We start from the raw sequence: 24,771 nt of genomic DNA, 5'->3' as shown, positions 1-24,771 counted from the left end.
CAATATCAGAAGACTCTCTAGGAGGTAGGGTAAACCTACGGAATGGAGGGTCTTATCGTTATCTCCTAGTGGTTGTCTAAATGGGGATGACTGTTATTGTGCATTCTGTAGCTCAGAACTAGGAAAATCTCTCGTAGTCAGTACTTAAGCTTGTCGCAGATAGCGTCAGGAGGCTGGTCTTGTCAAGAGAGCCGAAATGATGACTAAATACTTACAGGAGAATGGTCAGTAGTTTGTCAGCTTTCAAGCATCGAATTTTTCAATTTTTTATGCCATCTTGGGGTAATTACAGATGAGCTAACCGATAGGTCGGCGCTAGGCTAACGCCTCGCTTCGCTGTTTTCATGCCCAAAGGGCTGTACGCGATCGCAGCAGGATTCCATCTGCATATTGCCAAGCCTGGAGAATCGGAAAACTGGTTGAAGCGATTGCTACTCTAGTTAAATCTAGCAGATGAGTCTGAAGCACCATTGGCCTCTGACTATTCTGACGAAGCACGGCTATAGGATCTGTTGACATGACCTTGAAGTTACCCGGATTTACGATTGTCACTTTGCTCAAAGAAGGGATAAAAGCCGTCCTATACCGTGGAATCAGAGTTGAAGATCGGCGTCCGGTGATTATTAAAGGGCTACGTCCAGAGTGCTGTACGCCCAATAATATTGAGCAACTCAGACATGAGTATGCGATCGCCCAACGGTTGAACACCCCCGGAGCAGTTAAAGCCTACGCCTTAGAAGTGCATTGGGGCATTCCTTATCTGATTTTGGAGGATTTTGGCGGGCGATCGCTCGATCGGCTTCTAGACTACTTTCGGGAGCCGATTCCGTTTTTAAAAATTGCCATTCAAATCAGCAATGCGATCGCCCAAATTCATAGCCATAGCATTGTCCATAAAAATATTAAGCCGCAGAACATTCTCATTAATCTGGAAACGCATCAGGTCAAAATCGCTGACTTCGGGATTGCTGCTTTTATCCCCTACGAACAGCAAATGGTCAGCAGTTCCAGCCAGATTGCAGGCAGTTTGGCTTATCTGTCGCCAGAGCAAACTGGGCGAATGAATCGCGGGATTGACCATCGCAGCGATTTATATTCCTTGGGAGTCACCTTCTATGAAATGCTGACCCGTCAGCTACCGTTTCAGGGCAAAGACCCTTTAGAGTGGGTGCATTGTCATATTGCCCAATCGCCGCCACCACTCACAAAGGTAAGACCGGAGATTGGGCGATCGCTATCTGACATCATCATGAAACTGCTCTCAAAGGTTGCAGAAGATCGCTACCAGAGTGCTTTGGGTTTGCAGTTCGATCTGGAACGATGCCTAAAACAGTTGGAGACAATTGGACAAATTCAATCTTTCCCTTTAGGCGAACAAGATATCTCAGAGCGGTTTCAAATTCCCCAAAAATTGTATGGGCGAGAGCGAGAAATTGCACAGCTTTTACAAGCATTTGAGCGAGTCGTTAGACAAGGTACGCCAGAACTTATATTCGTCGCTGGATATGCTGGGATTGGTAAATCTTCTCTCGTGAACGAGATCCAAAAACCCATCGTGAGAGAACGTGGGATTTTTATCTCTGGTAAGTTCGATCAGTACAAACGAGATATTCCTTATTCCACCCTTGTTCAAGCTTTTCAGACCCTCGTTCGGCAAATTTTGACGGAACCTGAAGATAAACTTGCCACTTGGAGAAAGCGAATCCAAGCCGCATTCGGGAACAATGGCAGACTGATTACCGATGTGATTCCAGAAGTTGAACTCATCGTCGGCGAACAACCTCCTGTACCAGACTTGGGACCCGCTGAATCCCAAAATCGATTCAATCTGGTGTTTCAAAACTTTATCAGTATCTTTGCTCAAAAAGAGCATCCATTGGCTGTCTTTTTGGATGATATGCAGTGGGCAGATAGCGCCACTTTGAATTTGATTCAAACCATCGTCACGGGATCAAGTCTCCAGCATCTTTGCTTTATTCTGGCTTTTCGAGATAACGAGGTCGATCTGCTCCATCCCTTCAGTTTGATGATGGAGCAGATTCGTCAGGGTGGGGCAAAAATAACCGAAATTGTTCTCACTCCTCTCAACCTTACTTATGTGAATCAGCTCATTGCTGAAACCCTACATGGTGAGCCGGGACGGTCAGAATCTCTTGCCAAATTAATCGTCCAGAAAACCGATGGCAATCCTTTTTTTGTCAACGAGTTTCTCAAAACGCTGTACCAAGAAAATCTGCTGACGTTCGATCGCAACCATCGCGTCTGGCAATGGGATCAAGCCCAAATTGAAGCCCAAGGCATTACGGATAATATTGTCAATCTGATGATTGGGCGGATGCAAAAACTGCCGCCCGAAACTCAACAGTTGCTCAAGTTAGCTTCCTGTATCGGGAATCGTTTTGATTTAGAAGTTTTAGCAATCGTCGGTGAAATATCTCCTCAGCAAACAGCCAACACACTTTTGGAAGCGGTTCTGAGAGGATTCATCATCCCAACAGAGGCAACTGAAAGCATTGAGAAAAGCTATCGCTTTTACCACGATCGCATTCAACAAGCTGCCTATGCCTTGATCGATGATGAACAAAAGCAAGCGGTTCACCTCACGATTGGGCGACTTTTACTTAAAAGTTTCAATTCTGCTCAACTGGAAGAACAGATTTTTGATTTAGTGAATCAACTTAATCTAGCTGTTGGTTTGATTACTGAGCGGACAGAAAAAGACGAATTAATTCGCCTAAATCTAATTGCTGCTAAGAAGGCAAAAGCCTCCACTGCGTACACACCTGCGAAAAGAATGCTTGCTGTCGCTGCAAATCTTTTAAATGAAGATTCTTGGTTTGACCATTATGAACAAACATTTACTCTAGTTAAAGAACGAGCTGAATGCGAATTTTTAACGGGTAATTTAGAGGAGGCGGAAGAGCTATTTAAGCTTCTATTTATCAAAGCCAAATCTTATATAGACAAAGCGAATATTTATATACTTCAGCTCAGACTTTATCAAGTTGCAGGTAGGTATGAGGAGGCGCTAGCACTCGGATTAGAAGCTTTAAAAATTTTTGGGGTGACTTTCCCCGATTCAGAGGAGCAAGTGCAGGTTGCGATCGCTATCGAAAAAAGCCAGGTATTGGCAAATTTAGGTGACAGACAAGTCTCCGATCTACTCAACGCCCCAACGCTCCAAGATCCAAATTTTAAGACACTCATCGGTCTGCTGACAACTGTAGGGCCGCCTGCTTATCTCGGCAGACCAAGTATTTTTCCGCTAGTTGTACTCAAGGCAGTCAATTATTCCCTGAAGTATGGTAATACGGAAGATTCCTGTTTTGCTTATAGTATGTATGCGATGTTGTTGGTTTCTATATTCCGTGATATTCCGACAGGCTACGCATTTTCCGAGATGACGATTCAACTGAATGAGAAGTTGAATGACTCAAAACTCAGAGGAACGGTTCTACACATTCATGGCAGTCATATCAACGTTTGGCGGAACCATATTTCTACCGATATTCCATTTTTAGAGCGAGGATTTATCGGTTGTGTGGAAGCAGGTGATGTGACGATGGCTAACTACAACGGCTATCAAGGCTCTTGGCAGATTATTCAGGTAGGAAGTCCACTTCCCGAAACATATAATTTAATTCAAAAGTACGTTAACTTTGCCCAGCAATCTAAGCATGAAGCTGCCTATCAGACGATTAGATTGCAGCAGCAGTTTCTCCTAAATTTACGCGGACTCACCTACCACAAGCTGACCCTAAGTGATGATAGTTTCGATGAATCGCACGCCTTTTCCATCCTTACGGATGCAGGCTTCGTCAGTGGAATTATCTTTTATCACATCATAAAATTAATTTTGTTTTTCACCTACGAACAGTATGAGGAGGCGCTGAATTCTGCCTTACAAGTGTCCGTGTTTCCAGTTACAACCCTGGCATTACCAATCGAAACCGATTATGTTCTGTATCACTCGCTGACCTTGGCGACTCTTTATCCAACTGCATCTTGTGAAGAGCAGGAAGGGTTTTTAGAAACCTTGGAAATGCATCAGCGCCAATTGCAGGATTGGGCGAGCCACTGCCCTGCTAACTTCTTACACAAGTCTCAATTAGTGGCGGCGGAGATAGCTCGAATTGAGGGTCGGGACATGGAAGCAATGCGCCTGTATGAGCAATCAATTCGCTGTGCCCGCGAGCAGAAATTTGTGCATTATGAAGCCTTGGCGTATGAGTTAGCAGCTAAGTTTTACTTAGATCGGGAGTTTGAAGCGATCGCTAAAACCTATCTGCAAGAAGCCAGGAATGCCTATCGGCGCTGGGAGGCGCTCGGCAAGGTCAAGCAGCTTGAGCAGCTCTATCCGACCTTATTGCCGCAACCGTTGCCGCAACAGCCCCCTGCCTCCAACGAAACGTTTTTAAGCACGGGGGAGCAACTTGACTTTCTATCGGTTGTTAAGGCGTCTCAAACTATTTCTAGCGAAATTGTCTTCTCTCGACTTTTGAAGACATTGATGCAGATTGCGCTTGAGCAAGCAGGAGCCGAACTGGGCTATTTGCTGCTTTTTCACGAGCAGAATCTAGTGATAGAAGTCGAAGCGAAAATAAATTCCCAAGCAGAAAAACTTAATGTTTTTCGACCTGAATTGGCGGGTGAAATTGCATTGCCTCAGTCAGTGCTGAATTATGTGCAGCGAACTCAATCAACTGTGATTTTGCCCGATGCCACAGAGCAGAATCTATTTTCGGAAGACGAGTATGTGATTCAAAAGCAACCGAAGTCTGTACTTTGCTTACCGCTTGCCCGTCAGTCAAAATTGCTGGGAATTTTATATTTAGAAAACAACTTTATCCCAGGCGCTTTTACACACGACAAGCTTTCCGTGCTGGAAATTTTAGCAGCTCAAATTGCCATTTCCCTGGAGAATGCTCGTCTCTATCAAGGGTTAGCACAAAGTCAAGAACAACTTAACCTAGCGTTGAAATCTGCTCAAATCGGTGTTTGGAGTTGGGATATTCTCAACGATCGGTTTGACTGGGATGAGCAGGTTTATCAACTATTTGGAGTCACTCCTGCAACGTTTGTTGCCACCTCAGAAGCCGTGTTGGCTCGTCTGCACCCAGAGGATCGGGAATCGCTCGCCCAATCTTTGAGCCGAGCGATTCACGAAGGCGTGGAACACGATCTGGAATATCGAATTATCCGGGATGACGGCAGCATTCGCTACGCTGCTTGCCGGGGAAGAGCCTTTTTCAACGAAGCGGGCACAGCGACTCGCATGAGTGGTGTTGTAATTGACATCACGGAGCGCAAACAAACTGAAGAATCTCTGCTGATTTCTAAGGCTGCTTTGGAGCAAATGCCCGATGCTGTTGTGTTAACCGATCTGGAGGGAAATATTCAACGTTGGCTGGGCAACGCGGAACAGATTTTCGGCTATACGGCGTCCGAAGCGATCGCTAAACCCCTGAATTTCTTACATCACCCTGACATTGCAGCAACGATGACCGCCCAAATGATCCAGTCTATTCAGGAAACAGGAGGATTTTGTGGTGAAGTTCCCTGTGTGAGAAAAGATGGGTCGAAAGTGTTGATTGAAACAACATCAAAGCTTGTTTACGACAAGGCTGGCAAGCCGCTCTTTTTTGTGGGCATCAACAAAGATATTAGCGATCGCAAACAGGCTGAAGCGGAACGTGCCCAACTGTACGCAGAGCAAACCGCCCGCCAGGAAGCAGAAGCTGACCGACAGCGAGCCGCGTTTTTGGCTCAAGTCAGTGCCACCCTCGCCTCTTCCCTCGATTACGAAAGCACGCTCTCCAGCGTGGCAAACCTAGTTGTGCCCTACTTCGCAGACTGGTGCGGCGTTGACCTCCTGCAAGACAACCAATCGATTCATCGGGTCGCCGTTGCCCACCGAGATCCGGAGAAAGTGAAACTCGCCTGGGAACTCCATCAGCGTTATCCTAGACCGTTGAATGCACTGGAAGGTGTACCAAAGGTGCTGCGTACTGGGCAAACAGAAATGGTGGCGGAAATTTCAGATGCAGTCCTGGCAGAAGCAGTTAAAGATCCAGAACATCTGCGAATTCTGCGGGAACTGGGTTTAAAGTCCTATATTATCTCACCGTTGATGGCACGGGGGCGGATTCTCGGTGCCATTTCGTTTGTCACGGCTGAATCTGCTCATCGTTTCAACACCGGCGACCTCTCGCTGGCGGAAGATATTGCTCATCGGGCAGCGATCGCTATCGATAATGCCCGCCTCTATCGGGAAGCGCAGCAGGCGCAACAGACGGCGGAGCGGGCAGCAGAGCGAATTGCCCGTCTCCAGTCCATTACCGCTGCCCTTTCAGAATCGCTCACACCCACCCAAGTGTCTGAAGTCATCGTCGAACAGGGCATGGCTGCCTTGGGTGCCAACTATGCTCTAGTGGCATTGCTCAATGAAAGCAGTACTGAACTGGAAATTGTGCGGGCGGTTGGCTATGAAGTGAATCAAATCGATGGCTGGCAACGTTTTTCCATCGACACAGCAGTCCCTCTAGCAGAGGCGGTACGGACTGGACAACCTATTTGGGGTGAAACGTCACAAAAACGAGCTGCTCGTTACCCTCACCTGGCTGAAGCCTATAGTCAATTTAACTTTGGGACGTGGGTTTCGATTCCGCTGATGGTAGAGGGTCGGGCAGTTGGAGGCTTGTCTCTGGGCTTTACTGAGCCACAAGAACTTAACGAGGATGACCAAGCTTTTATCTTGGCACTTGCCCAACAATGCGCCCAAGCGATCGCTCGTTCCCATCTCTACGAAGCAGAACGAACCGCGCGAAGTGCGGCGGAAGCGGCAAACCGCGTCAAAGATGAATTCTTAGCCGTTCTCTCTCACGAACTGAGAACGCCGCTTAACCCGATTCTGGGTTGGGCAAAGCTTCTGCGGAGCCGCAAGTTCGATCCGGCAACCAGCGATCGCGCCTTAGAAACTATTGAGCGCAACGCTAAGTTACAAACCCAATTAATTGAAGATTTGCTTGATGTCTCCCGCATCCTGCAAGGGAAGCTGAGCCTCAACGTCTACCCGGTTGACTTGGTATCGACGATTGAAGCCGCAATCGAGACGGTGCGTTTAGCAGCCGAAGCCAAATCTATCCAGATTCAGACTATCCTCGAACCGGGCGTAGGACAGGTTTCCGGTGATGCCAATCGATTGCAGCAAGTCGTTTGGAATCTCCTTGCCAATGCGGTTAAGTTTACTCCGGCTGGGGGACAGGTCGCGATCGCATTAGAGCAGGTCGAAGCGCAGGCTCAAATCCGCGTAACTGACACAGGCAAGGGGATTGCACCTGAGTTCTTACCCTATGTCTTTGATTATTTCCGTCAGGAAGATGGTACCACCACCCGAACCTTTGGGGGATTGGGTCTAGGGCTGGCAATCGTCCGCCATCTCGTAGAACTTCACGGCGGCACCGTAAGTGTATCAAGTCCGGGTGAAGGACAAGGTGCAACTTTCCTAATTAAGCTTCCCTGTTTGCAGAATGATAGAGAAAGGCAGTCGGATGAAAAAGACAACCTCTCAGTTCTGGCTTTTGACTCCTTACCTTTGTCTGGCTTACAAATTCTCGTGGTGGATGATGATGCAGATATGCGAGAGTTTTTGTGCTTCCTGTTGGAGCAATATGGTGCAACTGTGACCTCCGTAGCCTCAGCCGTTGCAGCGCTGACAACACTAAGCCAATCCCAGCCAAATGTCATCATCAGCGATATTGGAATGCCAGAAATCAATGGCTATATGTTGATGCGACAGGTGAGGAGTCTGAAACCAGACCAAGGAGGAAACATTCCAGCGATCGCGCTGACTGCCTATGCTGCCGAGATGGATTACCAACAAGCGATCGCCGCAGGATTTCAACAGCACATTCCTAAGCCTGTGGAGCCAGAGGCATTGGTGAGGGCGATCGCATCATTACTGTTTCTTCAACCTGAAAGTGAGACTACAAAGGTTTTTTGATTAAGAGCAATTAGACAGGGTTGATACATTTGATCCAACAGATGGTTCCAAAATATCAACTGTCCAGATCCGGGCGAAGGGTAAGCCAGCTTTCCGAAAAGACTTCCGCACAGTCTCAGCATCAGGTGCCTCAAATTCGCAAATTACTTTAGCGCGATCGCGTGCCATCATTGAGCGAATCCAATGAACATTGTGTGCCCTGTGACAAGGTATTCCGATCTCAAGATCGTGGTTCCACTTCTGTTCGGTGATCGGTGGCTCAAATATCTTTTCTACAAGAACACGAACCATATTTTCCTCCTGATTGATTGAGCAATTTAGGTTTTTAAATACAGGACTTACGCACTGAAAACTTGAAGCCTAGATTCCCCTAACCCCCCGATAAATTGGGAGGAACTGGAAAAGTCTCCTTTTTTAAGGGGGACGCAAGGGGGATCTCTGCGTTAGTCCTCAGCTCCTGCGGTAAGCGATTGATGGCAGTTTGGGCACGAACGCTCAAGACGCGAGGGTCAATTTGGTACTGTAAGCTTTGAAATAGCTCTGCTGCACGCTTTTGTTCGCCTAAAGCTAACTTTCCCCGAATGAGTGCAGCCCCAGCTAGGGCAATTTCACTGGGATGATCTACAATTTGCGCGGCATGAAGTGCTTGTTGAGCGCGGGCGATCGCTAATTCAACGCGACCCCTTTCCAAATCCCTTGCCGCTGCAAAGCTCAGGATATAAGCTAGCATTCGGTTCGCATCGATCCGACGCAGGGTGGATAATGCTGGCTCAAGTGCATCTTCAGCGCCCATTTCTCCGATAACATAACGGGCGAGCGAACTCAGGGCAACGGCGAATGGGCCTTCGCTTCCTTCACCACTAATTTTTGTGGCAACTGCTGCCAGTTCTTCGGAGTAAGCGATCGCCTCTGTCGGATTGCCCGCTTCTAACTCGGTCATTGCCAGATAAGTCAAACAAGCAGACTCTCGCCAGCGATCTTGTTCCGCCTGCGCCATTCGCCATGCTTGTTCCAAAAGAGAACGCGCCGCCGGGAAATCCGCTGCATGACGGCGCACGCATCCCAGACCACAGGGAATATCGATAATTTCTAGCCCCACTCTCGCGGCAAGCGGCTGTGCTTCTAGCAACAGCGCCTCAGCACGGGGCATCTCGCGTTCGGTTTCGGCGAGGCACCAACCGCTGTGAGCTAGCATTCGGGCGGTGGTCGCCGGACTTGCCAATCGTCCTCGTTTCACTGCTTGGAGGGAGTGTTCGCGGACGCCCATGAGATTTCCGCGATCGTAGTTCAGCACGATTAAGGCTTCTAGAGCGATCGCTTCTTCATCCTTCAAGCCAAGGGCGCTGGCTTCGGCAATCAGTTGATGCAGGTTATTTTCGAGTTGGGGGATTTGATTTCTGGTAACTCCTGCTAGAACGTAGACTTTTAGCAGCCCGATGTGAAGTCGAACCCGTAAAGTCTTCTCAAGGTTCCGGCAATGCTGAATTCCCCGTTGAGCCAGTTCCGATGCTTCTGAGTAAGCGAACTGGCGCAAGCAACGTTCAGCAGCTGCCTGGAAAGCTGAGGCGGCTAAGGAATCATGACCGCCCAATGATGCATGATGCGCGACATCGCTGGCTAAGGCGTTGTCAGGAACCGAGAGACGATTCAAAGCCTGGGCAATCTGCAAATGCACTAATTTACGGCGGGGTTCTGACAACTGGTGATAAGCGACTTTCCGCACAACATCATGAGCAAAGTCATAGCCAGTTTCGTTATTTAATAAAGCTCCTGGACGGATAATCCCCTGCCGCTCCAGTTCTTCCACGGCTAAAAGTAATTTAGAGAGCGGATAGTCGGCAACCCGTGCCACGATTGTCGGATTGAAACTTCGTCCCAATGCAGCTGCCCAAGGTAAAAGTTCTCGCGCCGGTTCGTCGAGTTGCCGCAATCGGTCTTGAATCAAGGCTTCCAGATTGTCGGAGTAAGCCGTGTCATGTTGGGCTAGGGCACGAGCCACTTCTAGAGCGAATAGGGGATTCCCGCCACTATCCACAAAGACGCGGTTGCCATCAACATCGATATTCACCGAGCGAGTCAGCTGAACCACTTGCGCTTGATTTAATAGTGGCAGTGAGATGGTTTGCACCCGCTCCTCCCGCCGCAGCGCTTGCACCAGCTTACACACCGGCACATTATCTGATAACTCGCGTTGACGAGCCGAGAGGGCAAACCGAACGGATGAATGACCTAGCAGGCGGATTGCATAATGCAGGAGTGCCGTAGATGCCTCGTCTAGCCACTGAATGTCATCTAGGATAATGACGGTTCGTTTGCCATTGCTCGAAAGTTGCGAGAGTAGGTTAACCACCGCATCGAATAGCTGAGAGCGATCGCCCGGATCTCTTCTTCCCTCCACTTCTGGAAACAGGGAACTCAGTTCTGCTGGCAATTGCGATCCTGAATCACGAGCGATCGCCCGCAGTGCATCAATCCAAACTCCATAAGGTCGCAGCATTTCCGCCTCAAACCCGCGTCCCCAGAGTACGCGACCGTTGCTCGTGACAACGGAAGCAAGTTCTTCCAGCAGGCGCGTCTTCCCAATTCCCGATTCGCCAACCAGTAAGAGGATTTCTGAAACGACCATCCGGGTATCGGATGCCATCCAATTACAGATTGTCGCCCATTCCCGCTCTCGCCCGATTAGGGGAGCCAAGAATCGGGGCTGATTCTCTCCCCGGCTCCCAGTTTCCACTGCCCCCAGCGCCTTCAATGCAGCCTTTTGGGCGTCTGTTAATCCGGTGACTCCGGTGATATTCATTCCCTCATAGGGGCGATCGGCCCTCAAGGTTTTTACACACTCACCCGTCTGCACATCCCAAAGCTTAATTGTTTCATCCTGGCTGCCACTCGCGACCCTGCGGCTATCAAGGCTGAAGATTACTGACCAGACTAAATTGGTGTGTCCCTGCAAGGTATGAAGACAAGAAACGTTTTGGACATCCCAAAGCTTTACCGTCTGGTCGCTACTGGCACTGGCAAGGATTTGACCATCTGGACTAAAGGCAACTGACCAAACTCGGCTGGTATGTCCTGCCAAGGTGCGTCGGCACTCTCCTGTCCGCACGTCCCATAACTTAATACTGTGGTCGCCACTTCCACTCGCCAAGGTTTGACCATCTGGGCTAAAGACAACTGACCAAACCCAATTGGTATGTCCCTGGAATGTCTGAGAGCATTGTCCTGTTTGGACATCCCAAAGTTTCACCGTTTGGTCGTAACTGCCACTCGCCAGAGTCTGACCATCCGGACTGAAAGCGATCGCGCAAACCCAACTGGCGTGTCCCTGCAAGGTACGTTGGCATTGTCCCGTCTGCACGTCCCAAAGCTTCACCGTCTGGTCATCGCTGCCACTGGCAAGGGTTCGACCATCGGGGCTGAAGGCAACTGACCAAATCCCGCAAGTATGCTCTTGCAAGGTTTGGCGACAACGTCCGGTGTCAAGATCCCAAAGCTTCACCATTTGGTCGCCGCTCCCACTAGCGAGAGTCTGACCATCTGGGCTAAAAGCAACAGCCGAAACTGAGCTAGTGTGACCTTGCAAGGTTTGAACGCATTTCCCGGTGCCCAGATCCCACAATTTAACGGTGCGATCGTCGTTCCCACTTGCCAAAATGCGACCATCCGGACTTAATGCCAGCGATCGCACTCGGTTCGCATAACCCTGTAGCGTTCTGCGACATTTACCTGTAGGGGCGTGCCACAACTTAACGGTATGATCGCCGCTACCGCTTGCGAGGATTTCTCCATTCGGGCTGAACGCCACCGACCGCACCCAATTTTGGTGCCCCCATAATGTTTGGTAGCATTCCCCAGTCCGAACTCGCCACAGCTTCACACTGCGGTCTTCGCTGCCACTGGCTACCGTTTGACCATCCGGACTGAAAGAAAGCGATCGCACCCAGTTTCCATGCCCTTTGAGAGTTCGGCTGCATTCACCCGTCTTAAAATTCCAAAGTTTAATGGTGCGATCGCTACTACTGCTGGCTAAGGTTTGACCATCCGGGCTAAAGGCGACCGACCAAACTCGCTCGGCGTGTCCTTGCAGGGTTTGGTAGCATTGACTGGTTTTGAGATCCCACAGTTTAATCGTCCGATCGTCGCTGCCAGTCGCTAAGGTTTTTCCGTCAGGACTGAACGCTACCGATCGCACCCAATTTTCGTGACCCTGAAGCGTTTTACAGCACTGTCCTGACTTGACATCCCACAACTTGACCGTTCGATCCTCACTCCCACTGGCTAAGGTTTGACCGTCCGGACTAAAGGCGACCGACCAGACTTGGTGGGCGTGTTCTTGCAAAGTCTGGAGACATTTCCCTGTCTTGAGATCCCACAATTTAATAGTCTTATCATCGCTGCCACTCGCCAGGATATTACCTTGAGGACTAAAAGCAACCGACCAAACCCAATTGGTATGTCCCTGGCAGGTCAGTAAATTTTTCCCATCTGCTACTCTCCACACCCGCACCTCGCGGTTAGTATCCCCAGTCGCTAGAAGTTGTCCGTCGGGGCTAAAAGCAACGGCAAGGGCAAAGCTCAAGGGTTCTGTAAACACCGTTTTTGACAGGTCGGCATCAGCAAGATTGACCTGATGTAAATTCACTTCTCGTAAATCAGCCTGCCAGAGGGTGAGATGGGAGAAGTCATAACCTGTTAAGTCTTTTTGCAATTGAACCAGCAGATTGAGGATATTGCCACCTGCATATCCGGGTTTTCGCGACCTTTCATTTCGCAGTTTTGAAAGCAGTTGAGTCAGCTGCCGCTCAACGTTGTACTGCCCATACAATCGGGTAATTAAAGTGTTTAAAACGGGTTTAACAATTTGTTGACTCTGAATCTCTCTGATGTAATCTTTGCCCTGAGGCTTGAGCAAGGCGTGGCTGTGCAAAATGGAAATTAGGGGTGTCTGGTTTTCGGCTAGCAATTCCCCATTTCCGACTTCTAAATGTTGAATTTCTTCACAGACTTGGGCAATCAATCGCTCAGTGATGTACTCCATCACCACAGGTTGCTGGGTATAGCTGCCTGACTGCTTTTCGATCAGCGATCGCCAACTGAGAGAACCCAATGCTTCTAGTAGGTCTGCACGAGAAACGGTGGGAACGATATCCTCTGCCAATTCCGAGAAGGTTGTCCATTCTCGATTAATGGCAAGCCAAAACATAATTGTTTTTTCTAGGGGAGAGCAACGCTGACACTGCTGGTCTAGTAGTCTGTGAATCCCATTAAAAATCGTGGTATTTTGAGCGAGAAAATCTTGGATCTTGCCATCAAAAACATCTTGAATGGAAGTGGCAACAATCTTCAATGCCAAAGGATTACAGCCGTAGAACTGACACAAATGCTGTTGCTGTGCTTCAGTTCCTATCAATCCTTTTGCTTGAATGAGTGCTTGCGCTGCCTCTGGCGAGCCGCTCAGTTGCAAGGTTCGCACAGGTAAAGCTGAATTCCCATCAACTACACCTTCTAAGATGCCCACCTCAGCAGGCTTCTCCCGACTGGTCAGCACTAGGCAACTTTGATGGGCGGTTTCTGCGATCGCTCGCAGCAGTTCCCCGTAGCCTTCATATCCCGGACGATACTGCCCCGGACAACTGACCTGAAAAAGGGTTTCTGCATTGTCTAGAACGATTAGGCAGCGAGAATTTCGCAGCCAATATATCAGTCGTTCAAGCTCACTGCCTGTCTCTTGTTGTTCCGACAGAAAAGAGATCGAGTCGTGCAAAAGAGTTTCTAGGGTGGGAGCATTTCGTAGCGATCTCCAAATTACAAAATCAAATTCTCCCTGGATTTCCTGCGATAGTTTGGCGGACAAGGCAGTTTTTCCAATTCCACCCATGCCTAATAAGACAACTAGCCGACAGCGATACTGTAAAATGCACTGCTTGAGCGTGTTTAGCTCTTCTGTCCGTCCGTAAAATAGGCTTACATCGATGATTTCGCCCCAATCGCAACGAGGTTGCCTGTCGTTTTGAGGGGGTGTATTTAATTCAGAATTTGTATTGAGTAATTCAAAGCTTTTTTCTCGACTGCTTATCCCTTCAGAATCTTCATTCAGCAGGCGATCGTAGAGGTCGCGGGTAATCGGGCTGGGATCGATACCCAATTCTTCCCGTAAAAGAGTCATGCAACGGTGGTAGATTCGCAAGGCACTCGCGCGATCGCCATTAAGCGCGTGCAGTTGCATCAAGTCACCATAAGTTGCTTCGTTGAGCGAGTCAACTTCTAACAACTGCTGGGCATAGCGCATCGCCGTCCGGATATCCCGTTGCTCCTTTAACAGGCGAACCAACCATTCCAATCCTTGGATAAAAATTTGTCGCAGTCGTTCCTGTTCTGGAAAAATCCATTCGTCGTAACAGTTGGGCAGTAAATCCCCCTGATAGAGGGCTACCGCCTGCTCTAACAGGGTTCGGACGGTTTTCCGGTCAGCCGCTCGTTCTGCCTCCTCCGCTTGAGCCACTGTCCGCTCAAACTCTGCAACATCTAACGTAAAAGGTGCATCTGAGCGCCACTGTAGCGTTTTTGTATCTACTTCAATGAATCGATCCGCGTCCGGCAAAACCCGCCGTAAGTGGTGCAGTTCTCTTCTTAGGTTCGTTCGGGCTTGCTCGTCTGTTGAGTCAGCCCAAAACAGGGAAGCCAGCCGCTGACGAGGCTGAGGCGTGCCTCTGTGCAGCACCAGATATGCCAGCAACGATTGCGATCTCTCCCCGCTCACGTCTGTCACCGGCTTTTCGTCATAAGTTAGGCGAAAGCCACCTAGCAATACGATCTCTAAAGTAGGCAGCATCATATTTTTACTCTGCCCGTCCATTTGGTACTCAGTCTATAACTTTTCGCAGTTTACTGACAGCTGCTTGCGATCGCGGTTAATACTCATCAACTTATAACTGCTATTTGTCAGTGTTGTTAGAAATAAATTATTAAATTCCGAGAAAAAGCCGTTTGGGGCATTCTTGCCTTAAACCTCAACTTTCCAGTAAGTAAGGGTTGCTATTTTTATAAAAATATTTTCCCGCCCCCTTCATTGATTATTGTTGCCATATCCTCTTCTGATAGTTTTTTGTTTATACATAATATAATACTTAAAAAAATAACTTATATTTTAGCTAGGTTTATTTTTTCTGCATTAAAATAGTTAGCTTACGCTGATTATCTATAGAATGTTTATCGGTAAATATTTTTAGATATTGAAATTAAAATAATTAACGAATAACTTTATTTTCACTTTACAGATTCGGAGATTTTAGTAACTAACTCCGAGGCTCGATCTATTAAAGATTCTTCAACATCAACGCTATAATTTGGATGATTGATAATTGCCTTTATGACTTCTCCCAAGTCAGCATTCCCTTTCCTTGCTCCCAGTCCGTTAATCGAGCATTCAATTTGCCTGACACCCCAACTGAGAGCTGCGATTGAGTTTTCTACTGCTAATCCCATATCATCATGACAGTGGACAGAAATCGTAGCCCGATCGATATTTGACACCCGATTAAAGAGCATATTCAGCAACCCTGAGAATTCTATTGGCGATGATAAACCAAGGCTGTCAGGGATACTGATTGTTCTGGCACCGCTTTTGATGGCTGTTTCAATTGCTTTGCAAAGAAAATCCGGCTGGCTTCGAGGAGCGTCAAAGGCACTCCACTCTACATCCGCGCAGTAATTTCTGGCAAGTCCAATAGAATCGTGTATCGCTTCTAAAGTTTGTTCTTCAGCCCAAGTTGATTGATGCTTCAAATTAACTTGGGTGTAAATGTGAATTCTGCCTCGTACCGCTAGTTTAATTGCTAAGGCAACGTCCATCACTTCATTCGGTTTAGAGTTTGCTAATCCGCAAATTGTAGACTGTTTAATTTGCTGGGAAACCAGAAAAATTTCATCAAAGTCTTTCTGGATAGCCCCTGGATATCCCACTTCAATTACATCAACCCGCATCTCCTCTAGAAGCTTGGCAAGCTGGACTTTTTGATGAATATCCATTTTGATACCGGGCGCAAGTTCTCCATCCCGCATGGTGGTGTCGAAGATGATAATTTTTGGTAAAGATGGTTGTGCCATAGCCGGTTTTTTTCTGCATTTTTAGGTAAGCAGTTAGTAATTTTGACCAATCATTTGCTGCCAATCACTTTTCAAGATGCCGTATTGTTCGATATCTTCAAAGGTTTCTCCTTTTCGTAAATGTTGACGGCGACATCCCTCATACTGCATCCCAAGTTTTTGCATGACTCGTCCCGAACCTGGATTTCGCGAAAAGTGAGACGCATGAATGCGGTGCAATTTAAGCTCCTCGAAGCCGTATTGCAGTAGAGCTTTTGCTGCTTCAGTACAGTAGCCTTGTCCCCAGTAGGGCTTGCCAATCCAGTAACCGATCTCCGCATTGTTCTGTTTGGCATCAATCATCAGATTAACCGTCCCACAGAGTTCTCCAGTTTCCCGCAACGCGATCGCTTGCGTGATGGCTTTCTTTTCCTTAAATGCTGCCGAATGAGCCTTAATCCACGCTTGAGCCATCCCATCTTCGTAAGGATGAGGAATTAGTGTTGTATCAGCAATTTCGCGGGCGCTGGCGAAGCGTTGCACATCAGGAGCATCTGGCAAGGTGAAAGGACGGAGGGTTAACCGTTGTGTTTGAATGGTGGGTGGTTGTATCTCTGGCTCCGACTCAGCAGAACGAGATCCACCAAACACGGCAAAGCTGTAATGCTTATACCAGCAGTCTACGTTCTGAAAACCGGCTGCTTCCAACCATTGGATTTGAGCGTCGAGAGGTGCTAGACGATCGTAGGTCATCCGATGTTGAGCGGCTCGGAGATGCTCCTCGGAGATCCCGCGATCGCGCACGGTATTCAGCCATTGTTGTTGATAAAATTGCTCCAGTTGGGGTGTTCTGCCTAAAACTTGATCGGCGTTGACAAACATCCCTCCAGGTTTGAGCGCATCGTAAATTCGTTGATAAAGATGCTGCTTCTCTGAATCAGACAGATGATGAATCGATAAGCCGGAGATAATCAGGTCATAGGAATCGCTCAAATCTGTCTTAACGTAGTCTCCAATCCATATTTTGGGAGATTTGCCCATCTGCTGGAATCGAGCCTTTGCTTGCTCTAACATCTCAGTCGCGAGATCCAGCAGTGTAAATTCAGCATTCGGAAACACTGCCTGAACCATGCCTGAGTAAAGTCCGGTCCCTGCACCTAAATCGAGAACGTTTAGGGCTGCTGTGCGGTCAAATGGGATAACCTGAATGGCTGTTTGGTAAAAGTCATCAAAACAGGGAATCAGGGTGCGTCGGAGCTTGTCGTACTCAGTTGCTGCTGTGTTAAATGCCTGTTGAATACTCATATCCTTGACGTTTACTTGGTTGTTACTGATACCATTTCACTTGATATCTGCAATAGATCCGTCTGTTGCCCGCCTCAAAAGCCAGTCCTAGCCAAGGATACAAGCCAATGAGCCAAGCACAATGGTAGCCAGCCGATTAAGCTAATTTTATGGGTCTTAAAACATTTGCAATTTTGATTGTGGCAACGCTGGGAATCTGGGAAACAAAAGGAGCGATCGCATCCTCCCCACCCCCTGCCCAGACGACTTCGGGCGATATGGCGACATCGGCACCCATTGAGGATGCTGCGACTCCAGCCGTAACCCAGGTGACGCCAGGATTGGCTCAGACAGCAAATCCCATTCCTGTTGTTGAATATGATGCCAAATACGGTGATTATCTGCCACAAACGATACCGCCAGTGTCCAGTGGGGAGGGCGTCCAGACTGCTGAGGTTGCCTCCAGAATTGTCAAAGATGTGCAGATCCGCTTTGTTAATAACAAAGGGGAGTCAGTCGATAACCAGAATCGACCGATACCCAGTCGCACCAAAAAAGATTTTATTATTGGCGAACTGAAACTCAAGCCGGGTGAGGTATTTCGTGAGGATTTGCTTCAGGAAGACTTGCAGCGATTGAGGCGATTAGAGTCTTTTGAGGATGTCAATGTTGTTGTGGAGGAAGCCACCGACGGGGTTAACATCATCTATGACATCCAGGAGAATCGCTTTCCTTCTATCACATTAGGGGGTGGCAATAGCGGCGACATCGGGCTTTACGGTTCGGTAAGCTATCGAGACGCCAATATCAACGGTGTCAACGATCGCTTAGCTGCCAAACTTCAGGTGAGTGGTAAGGATGTCCAGTTTAATACCCAGTTTACCAGCCCTTATCGGGCTGGGGAGCCAAACCGCTTGGGATATAGCGTTAGAGCGTTTCGCAATCGGGATTATTCCCGCACCTTCACCGATGAAATCGAGTTGCCCAATGGCGATAGTACACGGGAAGGACGATTTGGCGGCGGTGTGGCGGTGTTGCGTTCTTTCAATGGCTGGGATGGATCGTTGGGTTTGAACTACACCCGGATTAGTACCCGCGATGCTGATTTCAATATTGCACGGGTGGATGAATTGGGAACTCCCTTATCTGTCAGCAAAACTGGCATTGATGACTTGGTAACGGTGTCGTTCGGCGTGGCGAGAGATCGGCGCGATCGCCGTTCCAATCCGACTCAGGGTTCGCTGCTAACCCTGACCACGGAACAGTCGATTCCGATTGGGTTGGGCAGTATTTTGAGTAACCGAGTGCGAGCGAATTATATTCAATATGTCCCAGTCAGCTGGATTGGCAAGGGTAGGGAAACCGAAAATCCAGAAATGGTGGCTTTAAATTTGCAAACTGGGACGATACTTGGCGAATTTCCTCCGACTGAGGCGTTTAATCTTGGCGGATTCAATTCTGTGCGCGGCTATGGTTCTGGTAAAGTCGCTAGCGGTCGCAGTTATGCCTTAGCTTCAATAGAATATCGCTTCCCGATTTTGCAGTGGCTGGGAGGGGTTGTCTTTGCTGACTACGGCTCAGATTTGGGGTCTGGTGACACGGTGCTTGGGCAACCGGGTTTGCTGCGCGGCAAACCGGGGAGTGGTTTTGGTTACGGGTTAGGATTGCGGATCAAGTCCCCGTTTGGTTTAATTCGCAGCGATTTAGGCATTAGCGACCAGGGAGAAGTCCGACTTGAAGTAACCACGGGTCAGCGCTTTTGATGGAAAGGGGATATTTGGGCGATCGCGTTTTAGTCACCCTAAAAGAGCGATCGCTTTGTACGCTGCTACCAAAGGCTTGCGATCATCATTCAGAGGATTTTGCCAAGGGTTTTCTAGCGACAAACAAGTAGTTTTGACAGACTACAGAGAAAGGATATGCCAAAATGTCATCTAAAAAATCCCAGCTCCATGCCAGCAGTGGGAAATTTCCGATTGCTTTGGGAAATACGCCCCACATATTTCTGGGTAGAAAACCATAACGCTGGACTTCTAGAACCTCAAATCCGGTTTCTTGGCAAAGCGTTTTGATTGACTGGCGAGTATGACGATATTGATGATGATATTTGTTAGGCAACCGGGAAGCGATCGCTTCAATCAGACTAAACTGATTCGGAAAATGGTAACAGATAAAAACGCCACCTGGTTGGAGCAAACGGAAGATTTCCCGTAAGCTGGTAATTTCATTTCCTCCAGTCTCTCTGACATGCTCTAAAACCCCTACAGATACGATTGCATTGAATTTATTATCTGGATAGGGAATGGCTGTTGGATCTTCAGCACTCCCTTTTCTAAATTCATAAGTTGAGCTGTTTGGAGTTTCCCGAACACAAAAGTCCTCAAAAGCAAATCCAGAGGTTTTATAGCCAGCCTTTACTAAGAAATAAGAAAAATGACCGTTCCCACAACCCCAATCTAATACTTCACTTTCTTTAGGAACATATTTTAAAAAAATTTTATATAGCCGAAGATATTGATTAGCGCTGACTAAGCTTCTAAATTGCCATAAACTACAATTACTATTTTGCTCTTGAATCTTTATTAGCTCATGGGTGATGCCATTAATGTTTAAGTTACTCACAGTTGCTATTTTATTAGACATTTTATATAAAATACTTCGCCATTTTAAGCTACATTTTCCTTGAGAGTTTTAGCCAAAACAACCTTATAAAAAAATCCCCTACCAGAAGGCAGGGGATTTTGTTTTAATTACCTAAAATGCATTGATCCAGCGAACTACAGGAGATCAACCAAATTTACCAGCAGTAGAGGCAATCAGGAACGCGGCGTAGGTCAAGACATAGCCAACTGCAAAGTGAGCTAGACCAACCACGCGACCTTGGACGATGGACATAGCAACCGGCTTGTCCTTCCAACGAACTAAGTTCGCCAGAGGAGTGCGCTCGTGTGCCCAGACAAGGGTTTCGATCAACTCTTGCCAGTAACCACGCCAAGAGATCAGGAACATGAAACCAGTAGCCCAAACTAGGTGTCCGAACAGGAACATCCAGTCCCAAACCGCCAGGTTATTCATGCCGTAGGGGTTATACCCGTTGATCAACTGAGCGGAGTACAGCCAGAGGTAGTCGCGCAGCCAGCCCATGAGGTAAGTAGAAGACTCATTGAACTGAGCCACGTTGCCTTGCCAGATGCCCAGATGCTTCCAGTGCCAGTAGAAGGTTACCCAACCAATGGTGTTCAGCATCCAGAACGCAGCGAGGTAGAAGGAATCCCACGCGGAGAGTTCGCAAGTACCGCCACGACCGGGGCCGTCGCAAGGGAAGGCGTAGCCGAAGTCCTTTTTATCGGGCATCAGCTTGGAGCCACGAGCATCCAACGCACCCTTGACCAAAACCAGGGTGGTGGTGTGGATGGCGAGGGCGAATGCGTGGTGAACCAAGAAATCGCCAGGGCCAATTGTCAAGAACAGAGAGTTCGTACCGTTGTTGATAGCATCGAGCCAACCGGGAAGCCAAGGCCCACCAGCCATTGAGGCAACGCTATCAGGATTAGACAGGAGAGTATCCAAGCCGTAGAGGACTTTTCCGTGAGAAGCCTGAATGAACTGGGCAAATACCGGCTCAATCAGAATCTGCTTTTCGGGAGTCCCGAAGGCAACCACAACATCGTTGTGGACGTACAGACCTAGGGTGTGGAAGCCTAGGAATAGGGAGACCCAGCTCAGGTGCGAGATGATCGCTTCTTTGTGCTGGAGTACTCGATCGAGGACGTTACCTCTATTTTGTTCTGGGTCGTAGTCACGTACCCAGAAGATACCTGCGTGGGCAAATGCTCCCAGCATCAGGAAACCAGCAATGTACTGGTGGTGTGTGTAGAGCGCTGCTTGAGTTGTGAAGTCTTTCCCGATGAATGCATAGGGAGGCATCGCATACATGTGCTGCGCTACCAGGGAAGTAGCAGTTCCCAGCGCTGCCAGGTGTATAGACAACTGGAAGTGCAAAGAGTTGTTGTAGGTGTCGTACAACCCTTGGTGAGGTAGGTTGAATTGACCTTCAGTCTTGGTGCCAAAGAAGTTTTTGGCGTTCAGCATATCTCTGATGCTGTGACCAATCCCAAAGTTAGTCCGGTACATATGACCGGCGATGATGAAGATGACTGCGATCGCCAAGTGGTGATGAGCCATATCCGTCAGCCACAGCGATTGTGTCTGGGGATGGAAGCCACCCAAGAACGTCAGAATCGCTGTTCCTGCACCTTGAGAGGTACCGAACACATGACCAGCAGCCTCTGGGTTCTCAGCGTAGACGCCCCAGTTGCCGGTGAAGAACGGTCCCAAGCCTGCGGGGTGAGGCAGCGTTGTCAGGAAGTTATCCCAACCTACGTGCTGACCGCGAGATTCGGGAATCGCAACGTGAATCAAGTGACCTGCCCAAGCCAAGGAGCTAACGCCAAACAGACCTGCCAGGTGGTGGTTCAGCCGAGGCTCGGCACTCTTGAACCAAGAAAGGCTAGGACTGAACTTGGGCTGTAGGTGCAGCCAGCCTGCAAACAAGAAGACTGCAGACAGGACAATTAGGAACACTGCACCTTGGTACAGATCATTATTTGACCGCATACCGATGGTGTACCACCAGTGGTAAACACCTGAGTAGGCAATATTCACTGGAAAAGTCGCACCACCTTGAGTAAAGGCATCTACTGCCGGTTGACCAAAGTGGGGGTCCCAAATCGCGTGAGCGATAGGACGCACATTCAACGGATCTTTAATCCACTGTTCAAAATTACCTTGCCAGGCGACGTGGAACAGGAGGCTAGAGGCCCACAGGAAGATAATTGCCACATGACCGAAGTGAGTAGCGAAAATCTTTTGATAAAGATTTTCTTCCGTCATGCCATCATGGCTTTCAAAGTCGTGAGCCGTTGCAATCCCGTACCAGATCCGACGTGTAGTCGGGTCCTGAGCGAGGTCTTGGCTAAATTTGGGGAATTTTGTCGCCATAGTCTCCTCAATTATCAGTGCTGAGTGCTGAGGACTCAGAGCATCATACTCTTTACTCAGCACTCGTTACTCAGGCTTAAATCATCCTATTGAAAGGATTCGCGCCTCGAAGAACGCCCATATCGTGACGATCGCGCCCAGGAGGAAGTGAGCTACCCCAACGGCCCGACCCTGAATGATGCTCAGAGCGCGAGGCTGAATAGAAGGGGCAACCTTCAACTTATTGTGAGCCCAAACAATCGACTCAATCAACTCCTGCCAGTAGCCACGACCGCTGAATAGGAACATCAGGCTGAATGCCCACACAAAGTGAGCGCCCAGGAACAGCAGACCGTAGGCTGAGAGGGCTGTACCGTAAGACTGAATTACTTGAGCAGCTTGTGCCCATTGAAAATCACGCAACCAGCCATTGATAGTGATGGCACTCATCGCAAAGTTGCCTGCGGTGATATGATCCACCGTTCCATCAGCATTGACTGTGCCCCACACATCGGATTGCATTTTCCAGCTGAAGTGGTAAACCGCGATCGCAATGGTGTTGAACATCCAGAACAGACCCAGGAATACATGGTCCCAACCAGAGACCTGGCAGGTACCACCACGACCGGGACCGTCGCAAGGGAAGCGGAAGCCCAAATTCATCTTGTCTGGAATCAGACGAGAGCTACGGGCAAACAAGAAGCCTTTCAGCAGAATTAGAACAGTGACGTGAATTTGGAAAGCGTGAATATGGTGGATCATGAAGTCCGCCGTACCCAGCGCGATTGGCATCATCGCCACCTTACCGCCTACAGCAACGATCCCGCCGCCGAAGGCATAACTTACTGGTTCTAGCTGGTTAGGAGCTGTGCCACCAGGAGCCAGAGTGTGCAGGTTTTGCACCCACTGAGCAAACACCGGCTGCAACTGAATCGCCGTATCCGAGAACATATCTTGGGGGCGACCCAAAGCACTCATCGTGTCGTTGTGGATGTACAAGCCAAAGCTGTGGAAGCCTAGGAAGATACAAACCCAGTTGAGGTGGGAAATAATTGCATCCCGGTGACGAATCACCCGATCCAGCACGTTGTTCTGGTTCACTACCGGATCGTAATCCCGCACCATAAAGATGGTAGCGTGAGCCGCTCCGCCAACGATCAAGAATGCCCCAATCCACATGTGGTGAGTGAATATGGACAACTGAGTAGCGTAGTCAGTGGCAAGGTACGGATACGGAGGCATCGCGTACATATGGTGAGCCACGATGATGGTCACAGAACCCAGCATGGCAAGGTTGGTTCCCAACTGCGCGTGCCAGGATGTGGTCATGTTTTCATAGAGACCCTTATGACCGTCGCCTGTGAAGGGACCTTTGTGGTTCTCTAGAATTTCCTTAATGCTGTGACCAATCCCCCAGTTCGTCCGATACATATGACCGGCGATCAGGAAGAGTACTGCCAAGGCTAGGTGATGGTGTGCCGTATCTGACAGCCACAATCCACCTGTCTGGGGATTTAAACCGCCTTTGAACGTCAGGAAGTCAGCATACTGGCCCCAATTCAAAGTCCAGAATGGCGTCAACCCTTGGTTAAAGCTGGGATACAGTTGGGCCATCAAGTCACGGTTCAAGATGAACTCATGAGGCAGCGGAATATCTTTGATGGCAACTCCTGCATCCAGGAGCTTGTTGGTGGGCAGCGCCACGTGAATTTGGTGAGCGGCCCAAGACAAGCACCCCAGACCCAGCAACCCAGCTAGGTGGTGGTTTAGCATTGACTCTACATTCTGGAACCATTCCAGTTTGGGAGCCCGCTTGTGATAGTGGAACCAGCCAGCAAACAGCATCAGAGCTGCTGCTACCAAGCCACCGATGGCAGTGCAGTACAGCTGGAATGTGTTTGTGAAGCCAGCTGCCCGCCAAACCTGGAACAAGCCGGAGGTGATTTGAATCCCGTGGAAGCCACCGCCCACATCGGCATTCAAAATATCTTGACCAACGATAGGCCAAACGACTTGAGCGCTAGGCTTGACGCCTAAAGGATTAGCTAGCCAAGCTTCGTAGTTTGAAAACTTAGCGCCATGAAAATACATACCGCTTAGCCAGATGAAGATCACGGCTAAGTGACCAAAGTGCGCGGCAAAAATTTTCCGAGATACGTCTTCTAAGTCACTGGTATGACTATCGAAATCATGCGAGAGGGCGTGAAGGTTCCAAATCCACGTGGTGGTTTTTGGACCTCTAGCAAGGGTGCGGTCAAAATGACCCGGCTGCGACCACTTCTCAAAGGAAGTAGGCACTGGATCTTTATCGACAACAACCCTTACTTTTTTCTCCTCTCGCTCCGGAGGACTGATTGTCATGAGGACTCTCCTCTCTCTAGACAAGGAACGAGTTCTGTCCCATTAGAAAATTAGATTTT

Annotated in this window: 10 protein-coding genes; 2 read left to right on the top strand and 8 right to left on the bottom strand. The window is 48.7% G+C overall.

Features of this window, described 5'->3' with window-relative positions:
- Positions 1-342: 342 nt before the first annotated feature.
- Positions 343-519 carry a hypothetical protein gene (locus H6F52_RS15990; RefSeq protein ID WP_190536044.1) on the bottom strand — a complete coding sequence of 59 codons (177 nt, stop codon included), beginning with the start codon at positions 517-519 and terminating at the stop codon, positions 343-345.
- Here H6F52_RS15990 and H6F52_RS15985 point away from each other — a divergent pair.
- Positions 518-8,002: an AAA family ATPase gene (locus tag H6F52_RS15985; protein WP_190536043.1), complete on the top strand. Its 7,485-nt coding sequence runs from the start codon at positions 518-520 to the stop codon at positions 8,000-8,002. The two genes, H6F52_RS15990 and H6F52_RS15985, sit on opposite strands and share 2 nt — an antisense overlap.
- On the opposite strand, the gene H6F52_RS15980 is transcribed toward H6F52_RS15985, so the two are convergent.
- The 4 genes from H6F52_RS15980 to H6F52_RS25280 form a co-directional block, all read right to left on the bottom strand.
- Positions 8,003-8,293, bottom strand: a complete 291-nt coding sequence (locus H6F52_RS15980; RefSeq protein ID WP_190410329.1) for a DUF4242 domain-containing protein — start codon at positions 8,291-8,293, stop codon at positions 8,003-8,005. It abuts the gene before it with no gap.
- Positions 8,294-8,372: 79 nt separating this feature from the next.
- Positions 8,373-14,837: an AAA family ATPase gene (locus H6F52_RS15975; RefSeq protein WP_190536042.1), complete on the bottom strand. Its 6,465-nt coding sequence runs from the start codon at positions 14,835-14,837 to the stop codon at positions 8,373-8,375.
- 431 nt (positions 14,838-15,268) lie between these two features.
- Entirely contained in the window at positions 15,269-16,108 is an 840-nt protein-coding gene (locus tag H6F52_RS15970; protein ID WP_190536041.1) for a 2-isopropylmalate synthase, read from the bottom strand.
- A gap of 33 nt (positions 16,109-16,141) precedes the next feature.
- Entirely contained in the window at positions 16,142-17,392 is a 1,251-nt protein-coding gene (locus H6F52_RS25280; protein WP_199300585.1) for a GNAT family N-acetyltransferase, read from the bottom strand.
- A gap of 149 nt (positions 17,393-17,541) precedes the next feature.
- Between H6F52_RS25280 and H6F52_RS15960 the strand changes: the two genes are divergently transcribed.
- Positions 17,542-19,134: a BamA/TamA family outer membrane protein gene (locus H6F52_RS15960; protein WP_199300584.1), complete on the top strand. Its 1,593-nt coding sequence runs from the start codon at positions 17,542-17,544 to the stop codon at positions 19,132-19,134.
- Between the two features lie 85 nt (positions 19,135-19,219).
- Here H6F52_RS15960 and H6F52_RS15955 read toward each other — a convergent pair whose 3' ends face one another.
- The 3 genes from H6F52_RS15955 to psaA all read right to left on the bottom strand — a co-directional run bounded on the left by H6F52_RS15955 (position 19,220) and on the right by psaA (position 24,712).
- The gene (locus H6F52_RS15955; RefSeq protein ID WP_190536040.1) at positions 19,220-20,014 is read right to left on the bottom strand and encodes a class I SAM-dependent methyltransferase; all 795 of its coding nucleotides are present in this window, start codon (positions 20,012-20,014) and stop codon (positions 19,220-19,222) included.
- Between the two features lie 144 nt (positions 20,015-20,158).
- Positions 20,159-22,372, bottom strand: a complete 2,214-nt coding sequence (psaB, locus tag H6F52_RS15950) for a photosystem I core protein PsaB (RefSeq protein WP_190410332.1) — start codon at positions 22,370-22,372, stop codon at positions 20,159-20,161.
- Between the two features lie 81 nt (positions 22,373-22,453).
- A complete protein-coding gene (gene psaA / locus H6F52_RS15945; RefSeq protein WP_190410333.1) occupies positions 22,454-24,712 on the bottom strand; it encodes a photosystem I core protein PsaA in 2,259 nt (752 codons plus the stop codon).
- Positions 24,713-24,771 lie beyond the last annotated feature (59 nt).

The sequence above is a fragment of the Coleofasciculus sp. FACHB-542 genome (assembly GCF_014695825.1).
Classification (GTDB): domain Bacteria; phylum Cyanobacteriota; class Cyanobacteriia; order Cyanobacteriales; family FACHB-T130; genus FACHB-T130.
Note: the sequence above shows the minus strand (reverse complement) of the source record. Positions and strands in the feature narration are given on the sequence as shown.

Bases quoted from the DNA above. Each gene is read 5' to 3' on its own strand.
- H6F52_RS15985 (WP_190536043.1), top strand. From the start codon at position 518: ATGACCTTGAAGTTACCCGGATTTACGATTGTCACTTTGCTCAAAGAA.
- H6F52_RS15990 (WP_190536044.1), bottom strand. From the start codon at position 519: ATGTCAACAGATCCTATAGCCGTGCTTCGTCAGAATAGTCAGAGGCCA.
- H6F52_RS15980 (WP_190410329.1), bottom strand. From the start codon at position 8,293: ATGGTTCGTGTTCTTGTAGAAAAGATATTTGAGCCACCGATCACCGAA.
- H6F52_RS15975 (WP_190536042.1), bottom strand. From the start codon at position 14,837: ATGATGCTGCCTACTTTAGAGATCGTATTGCTAGGTGGCTTTCGCCTA.
- H6F52_RS15970 (WP_190536041.1), bottom strand. From the start codon at position 16,108: ATGGCACAACCATCTTTACCAAAAATTATCATCTTCGACACCACCATG.
- H6F52_RS25280 (WP_199300585.1), bottom strand. From the start codon at position 17,392: ATGAGTATTCAACAGGCATTTAACACAGCAGCAACTGAGTACGACAAG.
- H6F52_RS15960 (WP_199300584.1), top strand. From the start codon at position 17,542: ATGGGTCTTAAAACATTTGCAATTTTGATTGTGGCAACGCTGGGAATC.
- H6F52_RS15955 (WP_190536040.1), bottom strand. From the start codon at position 20,014: ATGTCTAATAAAATAGCAACTGTGAGTAACTTAAACATTAATGGCATC.
- psaB (WP_190410332.1), bottom strand. From the start codon at position 22,372: ATGGCGACAAAATTCCCCAAATTTAGCCAAGACCTCGCTCAGGACCCG.
- psaA (WP_190410333.1), bottom strand. From the start codon at position 24,712: ATGACAATCAGTCCTCCGGAGCGAGAGGAGAAAAAAGTAAGGGTTGTT.